Here is a 13150-nt window from a genome sequence, read left to right on the forward strand (position 1 = left end):
TAATTGCCTCTTTCATGAAACCTACTTTACCTCTTGTATTACTTTTCCTAATATCCCTTCAGCAAATACACGCTCAGGAATTTGAACCCGGCTATATTATTACCTTTGATAATGATACTGTTCAGGGAATGATTAAGGAGCAGGTGGATAATGATCTTGTCCATGAAATAGAGTTCCGGAGTAGCAGCGATTCGGAAAGTAAGGAATTCAATCCCCGGGATATTTCAGGATTTGGGTTCGATTACGGCCGAACATTCCGAACCTTTAAATTTACTGATATAGTTTCAGAACAAGAAAAAGTAATTTTTGCCAAAGAGGTGGAAAAGGGTAAGATTGATGTGCTTATTTGGCGAAAAGGTAAGAACCGCAAGCCGGATATGTTTCTAATTAATCGGGCCACTCATGATACCGTTCATCTCACACGTCCAAAGAAGAAGATGACTACTGTGGACGGAAGGGATTTTTCCCAGGAGGATCGCGATTATCTAAGGTTATTGGGTGACGTTAAAGGAGAGGAATTTGAGCAGAAGAAGATAAGGTATACCGAAGACAAGATCCGTAAAGATATTTCCTTGCATAACCAAGAGTTTTCAGATGCTTATGAAACCAGAAGCTACAAAGAAAAAAAGGAAAGGGAATATATCCTTTTAGGAGGGACAGCAGTTAGCGGGCCTTCCTTTCAGGAGCAATCCAGGATAAGGGCTGCGGTTATACAGACCAGAACAGCTGTAGAAAGAACAAACACCTTTTCTTATATAAGTGGTGTCTTTTATACCTATCGTGAGAAAAAGGAAGTTTCAATTCCCACCCAATATTTTTATAAAGGACATCTTAATTATAAAAGGCAGGTTCTTAGTTTCATTCCTATTGGTTTAATGTTCCAGAGTTCCCCAGGTACCATAAGACCTTACATCTACGCCGGAGGAGGTGTGGGAGTTGGAAAGCTCGACGACTACTTCATAGAATTTGAAGCTATCCAGGGAACCGACACCGAGTATGTTGTTGCACCTACCCTTGTGGCCGGTGCAGGTTTGAAAATTCGAGTGGGTTCAAATTATTTGGTAACTGAAATTTCTCCCGGTTCTTCTGGTGTGTATCTAAGTGCAGGTTTTTCTTTTTAATCAATTTGGCTAGATCTTACTCTGAAGGTCTGTAATTTTGGTAAAAAGATCCCACAGTACCACTCCCGCACTCACTGCAATGTTGAGAGAATGTTTGCTGCCTAGCTGAGGTATTTCAAGGACTCCGTCGCTGTTTGAAACTATTTCTTGCTGCACTCCTTTAACTTCATTTCCAAAGATCACAGCATATTTTTCCCCTTTTTGAGGAGTAAACTTGTTGAGAAAGTTGGCATTTTCGGCCTGTTCTACAGCATAGACCCTTGTTTTTTCCTCCTGGAGTCTTTTTACCAGTTCCAGAGCATCCTCTGCGTATTCCCATTCTACAGTTTCTGTCGCGCCCAGTGCCGTTTTCTGAATATCCTTATGCGGCGGAGTAGCAGTGATCCCGCAAAGCCAAACCTTTTCAATAAGGAAGGCATCGGCCGTACGAAAAATAGATCCTATGTTGTTTAGGCTCCTAACATTGTCCAAAATGACAATTATCGGGGTCTTTTCAGCAGCTTTAAATTCTTCCGTAGATTTTCTGTCGAGTTCGCTGTTCTTTAGCTTCCGGTTTTCCATAGGGCAAAAATAGAAAAATTAAAAAGCCACTCTTGGGGAGGAGTGGCTTTTAAGCAGGGTCATCTATTAAACTAGTTATAGATATCCACAGCGATATTATAGCAAATAAAGTACTAAATCAGATTAAATGCAAGAAAAAATCGATGAAATGCACAATATACTTTTTTGATCATCAGATACTTAAGTAGGATTATTCTTATAAAAGATTCCTTAAGGCATATGGCTTCTGGGATAATGAAATTCTTCAGAAGTCTTTATTATTATCCATTTTTAGTTGTGAATAAAAGTTTGAAAATCAGAAAGGGGAAGATTATCTTTAAAGGAAGAGAATCTATATTTTAGCCCTCAGCAAAAAATCGAGCACCGTGTCAGGAAAATCAGAAAAGAAGATCACTCCATTAATGCAGCAGTACAACAGCATCAAGAAGAAATATCCCGATGCCATGTTGCTCTTTAGAGTTGGGGATTTTTATGAGACTTTTGGAGAGGACGCCGTAAAAGCTGCACGTATATTAAATATTGTGCTTACCAATCGCAATAACGGAAGTGAACGCAGTGAACTTGCCGGTTTTCCGCATCACTCGCTTAACACTTATTTGCCAAAACTGGTAAAAGCAGGGGAGCGGGTAGCCATATGTGATCAACTGGAAGATCCCAAGCTTACAAAAAAGATCGTCAAGCGGGGAGTGACCGAGCTGGTAACCCCGGGAGTAGCTATGAATGATGAGGTGCTCCAAAGTAAAACGAACAATTTTCTGTGTTCGGTACAGTTTGGAAAAAGGTCTTACGGGATCTCGTTTTTGGATGTCTCTACAGGAGAATTCTTAACTGCCGAAGGCTCGGCAGAGTATATCGATAAATTACTTCAAAATTTCAATCCCAGCGAAATCTTAGTGCCCAAACAGAAGAAAAAGGATTTCTTTAAAGAATTTGGGGAGGATCACCACGTTTTTTTTCTGGAAGATTGGGTGTATAAGCTCGATTATGCTTATGAGAACCTAAATACCCATTTCAGAACCAAGTCTCTCAAAGGGTTTGGAGTGGAGCACCTGGAGGAAGGTATTATTGCAGCAGGCGCGGTACTTTATTATCTGGGAGAGACACAGCATCACCGATTGCAACACATTACCGGGCTTACCCGTATTGCAGAAGAGGAATATGTGTGGATGGACAGGTTTACAATCCGCAATCTGGAGCTTTATACTTCCAATGCTCAAAATGCTGTCACCCTTCTCGATGTAATTGACAAGACCATCTCTCCCATGGGTGGGAGAATGCTGAAGCGCTGGTTGGCGCTACCTCTTAAAAATGCCGATAAGATAAAGAAGCGCCACCAGATTGTGGAATATCTGGCAGGAAACCCTGATACACTTCAAGAGATAAGATCCCACATCAAAAAGATAAGTGATTTGGAACGCTTGATTTCCAAGGTCGCAACAGGCAAGGTTTGTCCGCGGGAAGTTGTACAGCTGAAGAATTCTCTGGAGGCGGTGATTCCTGTTAAAGCCCTGTCTACTTCCTCTTCCGAAGAAGCCTTGAAAGTAATGGGCGATAACCTTCAAAGTTGTGATCTACTGCGGAACAAGATCAAAGGAACCTTGTGTGAAGATGCGCCCGTAAATATCCTGAAGGGCAAAACCGTGGCTGAAGGATTTTCTCCGGAACTAGATGAGCTGCGAAAAATAGCATTTTCGGGCAAGGATTACCTTGATAAACTAATTGAGAGAGAAAGTGCAGCTACCGGGATCTCTTCCCTTAAAATTGGCAGCAACAATGTCTTTGGGTATTATATCGAGGTAAGAAATACGCACAAAAATAAAGTTCCAGAAGAATGGGTAAGAAAGCAAACCCTGGTAAATGCCGAACGCTATATAACGCAGGAACTCAAGGAATATGAGGCAAAGATCCTGGGTGCCGAAGAGAAGATCCTGCAACTGGAACAGGAGATCTTTGGAGAACTGGTAGCCTGGATAGCAGATTATATTCAGCCGGTACAACAAAACGCCCTTCTCATAGGTCAGTTGGATTGTCTGTGCTCTTTTGCACAGCAGGCTATTTCAGAAAACTACTGCAAGCCCGAAATTGATGACTCTCACGAACTGGAGATCATTAACGGTCGTCACCCCGTGATCGAAAAGCAGTTGCCGCTTTCCGAATCCTACGTTGCCAATGATTTATATCTCAATAGGGAAAGCCAACAGATCATTATGATCACCGGACCTAACATGAGTGGTAAGTCGGCCATTCTAAGACAGACTGCTTTAATAGTTCTCATGGCGCAGATGGGAAGCTTTGTGCCGGCTGAAGCTGTAAAGATAGGGCTGGTAGACAAGATCTTCACAAGGGTAGGGGCGAGCGACAATATTTCTATGGGGGAATCCACGTTTATGGTGGAAATGAACGAGACTGCAAGCATACTTAACAATCTTTCAGAAAGAAGTCTTGTTTTACTGGACGAGATTGGCCGGGGTACAAGCACCTATGATGGGATTTCCATTGCCTGGGCAATTACCGAATACCTGCATGAGCACCCCGCGCGGGCAAAGACCTTGTTTGCCACCCATTACCACGAGTTGAATGATATGGGGGACACCTTTGGGCGTATTAAAAATTACAATGTATCTGTAAAGGAACTCAAGGATAATGTGCTCTTTTTGAGAAAACTGGTGCCGGGAGGCAGTGAACACAGTTTTGGGATACACGTCGCCCGAATGGCGGGTATGCCGCAACAGGTTTTAAGAAGGGCTAATAAGATCCTGGAAAAACTGGAGGAGTCCCACGGGATGAAAGAGAAGTCGGGCACACTTAAGAAATCGGCAGAAGACGACATGCAGCTTAGCTTTTTCAATCTGGATGATCCTATTCTGGAAGAGCTTAAGGAAGAAATCCTTCATTTAGATATCAACACCCTTACCCCGGTGGAAGCTTTAATGAAGCTGAATGAGATAAAAAGGATGCTGGGCAAGGGGCAAAAGGCAGGCGTTTAAGGAGAAAAAAGGAATAGCAAAAGGCCTGTGTTTTTTTGAAAAATAGCTTTGCCAGTTTCAGAAATATATTAAATTTGCACCGCAATACTCTCAGCAACGGGAGATGTTCTTTTAAATGCGAAAATAGCTCAGTTGGTAGAGCGCCACCTTGCCAAGGTGGAGGTCGCGGGTTCGAATCCCGTTTTTCGCTCTGAAACCAGAATTAGAAACCCCGGTTCTTCGGGGTTTTTAGTTTGGAATGCTCGGATGGTGGAATTGGTAGACACGTTGGACTTAAAATCCAATGAACAGCAATGTTCGTGCGGGTTCAAGTCCCGCTCCGAGTACAGAAGCCCTCTTTATCTTATTGGTTTAGAGGGTTTTTTGTTTTTAATCTATTACGAAGGCAAGGGAAGGTGCCGGGGAATTAAATAGGGGATTTCCCCTATAGCTCTTGTGCTCATTATCCCTTATTTTACCTTCAGAAAATCCTTTACCATGTTAAATCAGTCTTACAAGATCTGGCGTACACTATTGCTCCTTTTTAGTGTTGTGCTGGCCGTATATGTAGTTGTAAAATATACCTCCTAAGTTTCATCAATTCATTTTTCTGCAGGGCTGGTGTAAATTTTGAGATTTCTTTTAGAAAATAGCTTTTTGAAAAGTTTATTTTAGCCCTTCTCCATTAAGATTATTTATTTGAAGACAAACCAGATCCTTTAATGGGTGATAAATCCAGGGAACCTGTCGACAAGTTTGATAAAAGATACCTGCAACAGAATGAGTAAAAAGAAGATCCTAGTAGTTGACGATGACTCCGGAATTGGAGAAATGCTCAAGACCCTTCTTGAGTTCTATGAATATGAGGTTACGGTTACTCCACAGCCCGAGGAAACTGAAAAGCTCATCGTAGAGAAAGACGTTGACCTGGTTATGCTGGATATGCTCATTTCGGGAGTTAATGGAACTGATGTTTGTGCCAAACTAAGGAAGAATCCGCAAACTAGTGAAACTCCGGTTTTAATGATGTCGGCTTTACACGATGCCGGAAAAAAGTGCAGGGAAGCAGGCGCGAATGATTTTATAGCCAAGCCATTCGAGATGGAGGATCTGGTGGCAAAAATTGAAGAAATTCTGGCGAAAACAGAAGAACACTAGAGGTTCTATTGCTCCCGAATATTTAATAGTCTTTCGGGATAGTCGGATATTATTCCATCCACTCCCAATTTCAACATTTTTCTGATCTTTCCTTTACTGTTTACGGTCCAGGGAATGACCTCAAATCCTTGTGCATGTAATTCCTCTACCTGCTCTATTCTATTCAATTGTTTAAAATACGGACCAATAATGTCTGGCTTGAAATTGAGCTGTTCAAGTTTCTCCCTCCAGGGTGTCCTGTAAACAAGTACCGAGGTTCTAATTTCAGGATATCTACTATTAAAGGCATTCAGAAATTCTGCATCAAAAGATTGTATCACCACCTGTTTTTCTATTTCATGTTCCTTAATAACTCCCATAAGAAGTTCTGCAAATTCCCGGGGGTAAGGTTGAAAAATCCCATAATGCGAAGGGTTGGACTTTACTTCCAGAAAGTAGTCAATTTGAGGTAGGTCTTGGTCTTTGCGATGCCTCTCCACCTGTTCTAAAACTTCAGCTAAAAGAGGTTTAAAGGTCTCTACTTTCATTTGATTCCTGAACTTTCGGCTCTTTAGTAGTCCGGTCTTATACTGCCTGATGCTGTCGTATGGCATGCCATAGAGGTCGTAGCTTTTCTCTGCTGACTTGCTGATCCTTTTATTCTGCGGGGTTAAAACTGAAGCAGCTGCCATATAAGGCTCGTGGGAAATAACGACTTGTTTGTCGGCAGAGATTACCAGATCCATTTCCAGGGCGTTCACTCCAAGGGAAACAGCACTTTTAAAACCTTCAAGACTATTTTCAGGAAAATGAGAAACATGTCCTCGGTGTCCTATCACCTTAAAAGAGGGATTTAGACTCACCTTTTTGGAACCCAGGCAGGAAGACACGAATAAGGGTATAAAAAGAAACAAAGTTGATCGCATTTCCTTGATTTGATTCTATCAAACCTAATATATTCTATTTTTAAACACGAAAAAAGCCGTTCGGAAAGAACGGCCTTAAAAGATTGTATAAGAAGAAAGTCTATTGATCCTCTATTTCTTCATGATGGATCTGATCGTCGGTCTCGTGAATTTCCTCATCGATCTCACGTTCCAGTTTTTCGGCGCCCTTTTCTACCTTATCGGCGGCACGACGGGTATTATCCTTTATGTCTTCCCCTATAGCTTCAACGGCTTCCTCGGTCTTTTCCTCAGTACTTTCCCTGCAGGAGTAGGTGGTGAAAGAGATACCGATAACGAATAAACCAAAAACTACTTTTTTCATAACATCTTGTTTTTAAAATTCAAAAAAAGCCATAAGTCAGAACTTATGGCTTTAGATTCCTTTAAAAAAGAAAGAACTACTGCATATCATCAGTTTCGTTCACTTCTTCTTCAATTTCCTCTTCAGTCTGTTCTCCAGCCTGCTCTATTTCTTCTCCAGTTTCTTCAAGACCAGACTCGATGTCTTCTCCAGCCTCTTCAAAATCAGTTTCTACTTCTTCCATTTCAGCTTCTACATTTTCCTCAGTAGTTTCTCTACAAGAGTAGATAGAAAGAGTAAATGCAGCAACAAGTAATCCTAAAAATAATTTTTTCATGTTAGTATGTTTAATTAGTTGAAACAAATTTAAACTATTTTTTATATATGCAAAGCAGTGATTGAATAAAGTCCTGCTCCACCCCTTAAAGTAGCTTTATTTTTATCGATTTTTTAAGAGATATTCTGAAATCATTTGGGTAGCCCCTTTGTTTTTCTGAATGTATTTTGCTGAAATCGAACCTTTTATCTTACGTTCGTTCTCATTGGCGACTAGCTTTGCAAGCACTTCTCGTGCCTCAGATCTGTTCTGCACCGGAACCAATCCTCCTGCATTTTTTAGATCTTCTGCTTCAGGGAACCTGGAATAATTTTTACCAATAATGACCGGAACTCCAAAAGCAGCCGGTTCGAGGATGTTATGCAACCCGGTATCCCCCGCGGCCCCGCCTACATAAGCAATGTCTGCATAGCTGTAGATTCTGGAAAGCAGGCCAACAGTGTCAATAATGAACACCTTAAAATCTTCTGGCTTATTCCTATCTTTTTCAGAATATAGTATGCTGTCCACTTCCAGTTTCTCCTGCAACTGTTTTATTTTTTCAGGTTTGATGGCATGAGGGGCTATAATGAGCTTCACCTCTAATTGGTCATTATTGATAAATTCTAGCAGCAGTTCTTCATCTTCGGGCCATGTACTTCCGGCTACAATGCAAATTTTGTCCCTAACAAAATTCTCGATAAAATCCAGCTTATTATCCTGCTCGGGCTGGGCGCTTACCCGGTCGAACCTCGTATCTCCACTTACAGCAGCATTTTCAAATCCGATGTGACGTAACAGTTCTTTAGATTTCTCGTTTTGAAGGAAAAAGAATTCAAAAGCTTCGAGATACCTTCTCATCCATTTCCCATAACTTTTAAAGAAGAGCTGGTCTTCTCTAAAGGCCCCGGAAATAAGGAGGCTGCGCATCTTCCTCTTTTTTAGTTCATTCAAGAAATTAGGCCAGAACTCATATTTTACAAACAGCGTCCAATCAGGATGGACCAGATCAAGAAATTTAGTGGCGTTCTCTGTGGTGTCCAGTGGCAGGTAGGTTACGACATCGGCCAGGGAAGAATCTTTTTTCACTTCGTAGCCCGACGGGGAAAAAAAGCTGAGTACGATCTTATGCGAGGGAAAGATTTTCTTTGCTGCTTCTATTACCGGCACTGCCTGTTCATATTCTCCAAGCGAGGCTGCATGAAACCAGATGGTCTTTTCTGTAGGGGAAATTTCAGAAGCAAGGTGCTTAAAAAGGTCTTTTCTGCCCTCGTTAAAGATCCGGAGCTTTTCATTAATACTGCCCGCCAGGGGAAGTAGGTTTTCAGCAGATCTTATAGCAAGGTTGTAGAGAAAATGCAAGGCCGGTATTTTGGGTGCTAAATTAAGAAATTACCATTGGCAAAAGTGGCTTTCTTCGTATTTTCGTAGTCCTAACTTTATATGATGAAAAAAATACAAATGGTTGACCTTAAGGGTCAATACGAAAAAATAAAAGATACTGTAAATTCTGCTTTTTCAGAAGTTCTTGATACCACCGCCTTTATAAATGGACCCGAAGTGCAGCAGTTTCAGAAGGAGCTGGAGAATTATCTGGACGTAAAACATGTAATTCCCTGTGCCAACGGTACAGATGCACTGCAGATCGCAATGATGGGGCTGGGGCTAAAACCTGGAGACGAAGTGATCACAGCCGACTTTACTTTCGCAGCAACTGTAGAGGTGATCGCCCTTTTGCAACTCACTCCCGTACTCGTTGACGTGGAACCAGATACGTTCAACATTGATCCCGAGGCTATTAAAAGAGCTATAACGCCAAAGACAAAGGCCATTGTGCCGGTGCACCTGTTCGGCCAAACTGCCAACATGGATGCTATAATGGAAATTGCCAACGAACATGATCTGTTTGTCATTGAAGATAATGCCCAGGCCATAGGTTCTAATTATCATTTCAAAGACGGCACTACAAAAAAAGCCGGTGCCATAGGTCACGCCGCATCAACATCTTTTTTCCCTTCTAAGAATTTGGGGTGCTATGGGGATGGTGGGGCTATTTTCACCAATGATGATGATCTTGCACATACCATAAGAGGAATCGTGAATCATGGGATGTATGAGCGTTACCATCACGATGTAGTTGGGGTGAATTCCAGGCTTGATAGTTTACAGGCAGCGGTACTGCGGGCTAAGCTTCCGCACCTGGATACTTACAATGAGGCGAGGCAAAATGCCGCCAGAAAGTATTCTGAAGCACTAAAAGATGTAGAAGAAATTACTGTTCCTTATACCGAAAGTACAGAAGATACGCATGTTTATCACCAGTATACTATCAAAATTGCCAATGGAAAGCGTGATGCCTTAGCGAAATATCTTTCTGAAAAAGGTATTCCTTTTGGAATTTATTATCCTATCCCGCTTCACAACCAAAAGGCCTATAAAGACGGGCGATATGAGGAAGAAGATTTCCCTGTCACCAACCAACTGGTAAAGGAAGTTATTTCACTCCCAATGCATACCGAGTTGGATGAAGAGCAAATTTCCTATATTACGGGTTCTATAAAAGAATTTTTTAATCAATAGCACCTTATGAAAAATTTTCTCTTTGCCTGCAGCCTGCTGTTCACTTTTGTAGCCGCTGCACAGGACACCTACATCCACAGCGGAAAACTCCTGGATACCAGGACAGGAAAAATTCTCAGTGAAAAAACTATAGTTATATCCGGAGACAAGATCAAAGAGATCAGGGATGGCTTTGTGCAACCCGCCAGTCCCGCAGACAGTTTAATTGACCTGAAGGATATGTTCCTGCTTCCCGGTTTGACAGATATGCATGTGCACCTGGAGAGTGAAACCAACCCATCAAAATATCTTGAGCGTTTTACCAATGATCCGGCAGATGATGCTTTTAATTCAGTAGGCTTTGCCGAAACTACTTTGATGGCAGGATTCACCAGCGTTAGAGATCTGGGAGGTACAGGAGTGAATATTTCCCTGCGGAATGCTATCAACAAAGGCAAAGTAAAAGGACCGAGGATCTTTACCTCGGGAAAATCTCTTGCCACAACGGGAGGTCACGCCGATCCTTCTAACGGAATGAACAGCGCTTTGGCAGGTGATCCCGGGCCAAAGGAGGGAGTTGTGAACAGTGTGGAAGATGCGCGAAAGGCTGTAAGGCAGCGATACAAAAACGGAGCCGATCTTATCAAGATCACTGCTACCGGCGGAGTTTTAAGTGTGGCGAAAAGTAGTTCCAACCCGCAATTCACTGTAGAGGAGATCAAAGCTATCGTGGATATTGCAAAAGATTATGATTTTCATGTAGCTGCACATGCGCATGGAGACGAAGGAATGCAGCGGGCGGTAAAAGGAGGAGTAACCACTATTGAGCATGGAACTCTTATGAGTGACGAAACTATGGAATTGATGAAACAGTACGGCACCTATCTTGTCCCTACAATCACTGCAGGAAAAGAGGTAGCCGAAAAAGCTGAAATAGAAAATTACTACCCCGAACTTGTAGTTCCAAAGGCAAAACAAATTGGTCCGCAGATACAGAACACCTTCGGAAGAGCATACAAAAAAGGGGTGAAGATCGCCTTTGGCACAGATGCCGGAGTGTTTGAGCACGGGAAGAACGCAAAAGAATTTGGATATATGGTAGAAGCAGGGATGCCGGCTTTAGAAGCCATTCAATCGGCTACTATTGTTCCTGCCCAGATCTTCAAGATGGAGAAGGAAATGGGACAGGTGGCCCCCGGATTCTTTGCCGATATCATTGCAGTCAAAGAAGATCCCACCAAAAACGTCAAGACCCTGGAGGATGTGCAGTTTGTGATGAAAGCAGGGAAAATCTATAAAAATTAGTAGGCAGTATTCAGTGATTAGTTGGCAGTTAAACTTTGATACAACCAATAGAGCAATAAAAAAGCCGGAGATAATTCTCCGGCTTTTTTATTATAAAAAAATTATCAACGCCTTGTGAGGAGTCTTGTCTATTGATTTTTAGAATTCAAACAATCCGAAATTAAGTTAATTCAAAGTCACAATTCAACCTTGAATATACAATTTATATGTTTTAAACCTTAAACCTTAAGCCTTAAACCTTAAATCTTAAGCCTTAAACCTTAAACCTTGACTTTACATTTCCGCCGAACTTACCTGCGCACTTCGATCGATTTTCTTAACCAATCCCTGCAAAACTTTTCCGGGGCCGACTTCAATAAATTCGGTCGCACCATCCTTGATCATGTTCTGTACTGTTTGCGTCCATTTCACCGGAGCTGTTAACTGGAAAATGAGATTTTTTCTTATCTCATCCGGGTCGGTTACTGCAAAGGTGGAAACATTCTGGTAAATTGGGCAAATGGGTTTATGGAATTCTGTCTCCTTTATGGCTGCTGCAAGTTCTTCTCTTGCAGGCTCCATTAATGGGGAGTGAAAAGCTCCACCAACAGGCAGTACCATGGCCCTTTTTGCACCTCTTTCCTTCAGGTCTTCACAGGCTTTTTCTACAGCTAAAAGATCTCCCGAAATTACCAGCTGCCCGGGGCAATTGTAGTTTGCAGCAACCACAGTACCTTTTACATCGGCACAAACGGCTTCTACTAAATGATCTTCTAATCCAAGAACTGCTGCCATAGTCGATTCTTCAAGTTCACAGGCATGTTGCATGGCCATAGCCCTTTTGGAAACCAGTTTGAGTCCGTCCTCAAATTTTAGAACTCCGTTAGCAACAAGGGCCGAAAATTCACCCAAAGAATGTCCCGCCACCATGTCGGGCTTAAAGGAGTCTCCTATAACTTTAGAAAGGATCACAGAATGCAGGAAGACTGCGGGCTGCGTTACCTTTGTACGCTTTAAATCTTCAGCCTCACCTTCAAACATCACTTTAGTAATAGAAAATCCAAGTATATCATTGGCTTTTTCAAAAAGGTCCTTTGCGAGGGGGGAATTATTATAGAGATCCTGCCCCATTCCTTTGAACTGGGCTCCTTGTCCCGGAAAAATGTATGCCTTCATAATTATAACGATTAGACTGCAAAATTAGTAAAATTAAAAGAGCTGCCTTAAAAGCCTGTCTTTTGTCCACCTGTCCCGAATATATTCCGGAAGTTTCAGGTTCTAATCAATTCTGTTTTGAAAAATCAATAAGATTCTGAAATAAATTCAGAATGACGTGTTTTAGCTTTTAAGGCAGCCCATAAGCTTTTGCCTTCAGGCTTAAAGGTTCAGTTTTCCTTTTTCTCCGATATCCTGATTTTTCCCGGTAACGGCACCAACTCCCATTTTAAGAAGGGTAACATATTTATTAGCCTTGGTGTCCCAATAATAGGCTTCTGCAGGAGTAACTTTTACTGCCGTGAGGTTTGGATCGTCGGGCCCGTCAAACCAGTTATCGGTGCTGGGATTATAAAGGTCTTCAAGAACAGACCTGTCTTTGGTGATCTCTGCGCTCCCGTAGAGGCTCATGAACTCCATATCGTCGGGATCGCTGTAAAGTAAATGCACATCGGGATTCGATGCGAGATTTTGATTATGTTCGCTATTTCCCATACTCAGGAACCAGATATTCCCTTTATCATCAACTTTTTTCGTGCTCATGGGAATGGCGTTGATAGGTTTTTTCTCCAGCCCGGTTACCATCATGGCTACCTTTATATCATCTACCAGCTCCCTAAGCTTTTCCCAGGATTCATCTTTAGTCAAATTCTCTGTACTCATATCTCTTTTTTTGGTTCCACCTAAATATAAAGGAATTAGCGCCGCATGTGCTCTAAAGAACTGCTAAAAGAAGACTTGAG

At 42.0% G+C, this 13150-nt stretch carries 12 protein-coding genes and 2 tRNA genes; 7 read left to right on the forward strand and 7 right to left on the reverse strand.

The window, feature by feature from the left end; all coding sequences use genetic code 11:
* Positions 1–14: 14 nt before the first annotated feature.
* The gene (locus VR862_RS13825) at positions 15–1121 is read left to right on the forward strand and encodes a hypothetical protein (RefSeq protein WP_324721590.1); all 1107 of its coding nucleotides are present in this window, start codon (positions 15–17) and stop codon (positions 1119–1121) included.
* Positions 1122–1130: 9 nt separating this feature from the next.
* Here VR862_RS13825 and VR862_RS13830 read toward each other — a convergent pair whose 3' ends face one another.
* The gene (locus VR862_RS13830) at positions 1131–1682 is read right to left on the reverse strand and encodes an RNA methyltransferase (RefSeq protein WP_324721591.1); all 552 of its coding nucleotides are present in this window, start codon (positions 1680–1682) and stop codon (positions 1131–1133) included.
* Positions 1683–2083: 401 nt separating this feature from the next.
* Between VR862_RS13830 and mutS the strand changes: the two genes are divergently transcribed.
* From mutS to VR862_RS13850, 4 genes are all read left to right on the forward strand, one after another.
* Positions 2084–4669: a DNA mismatch repair protein MutS gene (gene mutS / locus VR862_RS13835; protein WP_416384506.1), complete on the forward strand. Its 2586-nt coding sequence runs from the start codon at positions 2084–2086 to the stop codon at positions 4667–4669.
* A 117-nt stretch (positions 4670–4786) separates the two neighbouring features.
* A tRNA-Gly gene (locus tag VR862_RS13840) sits at positions 4787–4859 on the forward strand.
* A gap of 50 nt (positions 4860–4909) precedes the next feature.
* Positions 4910–4995 (forward strand) — tRNA-Leu (locus VR862_RS13845).
* Positions 4996–5428: 433 nt separating this feature from the next.
* The gene (locus VR862_RS13850; protein WP_324721594.1) at positions 5429–5806 is read left to right on the forward strand and encodes a response regulator; all 378 of its coding nucleotides are present in this window, start codon (positions 5429–5431) and stop codon (positions 5804–5806) included.
* Between the two features lie 5 nt (positions 5807–5811).
* Here VR862_RS13850 and VR862_RS13855 read toward each other — a convergent pair whose 3' ends face one another.
* The 4 genes from VR862_RS13855 to VR862_RS13870 form a co-directional block, all read right to left on the reverse strand.
* Complete coding sequence (locus VR862_RS13855) at positions 5812–6624, reverse strand: glycerophosphodiester phosphodiesterase family protein (protein WP_324721595.1); 813 nt, start codon at positions 6622–6624, stop codon at positions 5812–5814.
* Between the two features lie 187 nt (positions 6625–6811).
* Positions 6812–7054, reverse strand: coding sequence for a hypothetical protein (locus tag VR862_RS13860; RefSeq protein WP_324721596.1), 243 nt, complete (start codon positions 7052–7054; stop codon positions 6812–6814).
* A gap of 76 nt (positions 7055–7130) precedes the next feature.
* On the reverse strand, positions 7131–7370 hold the full coding sequence (locus VR862_RS13865; RefSeq protein ID WP_324721597.1) for a hypothetical protein: 240 nt from the start codon (positions 7368–7370) through the stop codon (positions 7131–7133).
* A gap of 102 nt (positions 7371–7472) precedes the next feature.
* Positions 7473–8711, reverse strand: a complete 1239-nt coding sequence (locus VR862_RS13870) for a 3-deoxy-D-manno-octulosonic acid transferase (RefSeq protein ID WP_324721598.1) — start codon at positions 8709–8711, stop codon at positions 7473–7475.
* An 84-nt stretch (positions 8712–8795) separates the two neighbouring features.
* Here VR862_RS13870 and VR862_RS13875 point away from each other — a divergent pair, with 84 nt between their 5' ends.
* Positions 8796–9929 (forward strand): DegT/DnrJ/EryC1/StrS family aminotransferase, encoded by a 1134-nt coding sequence (locus VR862_RS13875; RefSeq protein ID WP_324721599.1) that lies wholly within the window; start codon positions 8796–8798, stop codon positions 9927–9929.
* A 6-nt stretch (positions 9930–9935) separates the two neighbouring features.
* A complete protein-coding gene (locus VR862_RS13880; protein WP_324721600.1) occupies positions 9936–11213 on the forward strand; it encodes a metal-dependent hydrolase family protein in 1278 nt (425 codons plus the stop codon).
* A 273-nt stretch (positions 11214–11486) separates the two neighbouring features.
* Here VR862_RS13880 and fabD read toward each other — a convergent pair whose 3' ends face one another.
* Both fabD and VR862_RS13890 read right to left on the reverse strand, forming a co-directional pair.
* Positions 11487–12368: an ACP S-malonyltransferase gene (gene fabD / locus VR862_RS13885; protein ID WP_324721601.1), complete on the reverse strand. Its 882-nt coding sequence runs from the start codon at positions 12366–12368 to the stop codon at positions 11487–11489.
* A 201-nt stretch (positions 12369–12569) separates the two neighbouring features.
* Positions 12570–13070 (reverse strand): pyridoxamine 5'-phosphate oxidase family protein, encoded by a 501-nt coding sequence (locus VR862_RS13890; RefSeq protein ID WP_324721602.1) that lies wholly within the window; start codon positions 13068–13070, stop codon positions 12570–12572.
* Positions 13071–13150 lie beyond the last annotated feature (80 nt).

This window comes from Salinimicrobium aquimaris (assembly GCF_035607535.1).
Taxonomy (GTDB): domain Bacteria; phylum Bacteroidota; class Bacteroidia; order Flavobacteriales; family Flavobacteriaceae; genus Salinimicrobium.

What these genes read in the sequence shown, in the direction of transcription:
- VR862_RS13825 (WP_324721590.1), top strand. Translation starts at nt 15, where the DNA reads ATGAAACCTACTTTACCTCTTGTATTACTTTTCCTAATATCCCTTCAG.
- VR862_RS13830 (WP_324721591.1), bottom strand. Translation starts at nt 1,682, where the DNA reads ATGGAAAACCGGAAGCTAAAGAACAGCGAACTCGACAGAAAATCTACG.
- mutS (WP_416384506.1), top strand. Translation starts at nt 2,084, where the DNA reads ATGCAGCAGTACAACAGCATCAAGAAGAAATATCCCGATGCCATGTTG.
- VR862_RS13850 (WP_324721594.1), top strand. Translation starts at nt 5,429, where the DNA reads ATGAGTAAAAAGAAGATCCTAGTAGTTGACGATGACTCCGGAATTGGA.
- VR862_RS13860 (WP_324721596.1), bottom strand. Translation starts at nt 7,054, where the DNA reads ATGAAAAAAGTAGTTTTTGGTTTATTCGTTATCGGTATCTCTTTCACC.
- VR862_RS13865 (WP_324721597.1), bottom strand. Translation starts at nt 7,370, where the DNA reads ATGAAAAAATTATTTTTAGGATTACTTGTTGCTGCATTTACTCTTTCT.
- VR862_RS13875 (WP_324721599.1), top strand. Translation starts at nt 8,796, where the DNA reads ATGAAAAAAATACAAATGGTTGACCTTAAGGGTCAATACGAAAAAATA.
- VR862_RS13880 (WP_324721600.1), top strand. Translation starts at nt 9,936, where the DNA reads ATGAAAAATTTTCTCTTTGCCTGCAGCCTGCTGTTCACTTTTGTAGCC.
- fabD (WP_324721601.1), bottom strand. Translation starts at nt 12,368, where the DNA reads ATGAAGGCATACATTTTTCCGGGACAAGGAGCCCAGTTCAAAGGAATG.
- VR862_RS13890 (WP_324721602.1), bottom strand. Translation starts at nt 13,070, where the DNA reads ATGAGTACAGAGAATTTGACTAAAGATGAATCCTGGGAAAAGCTTAGG.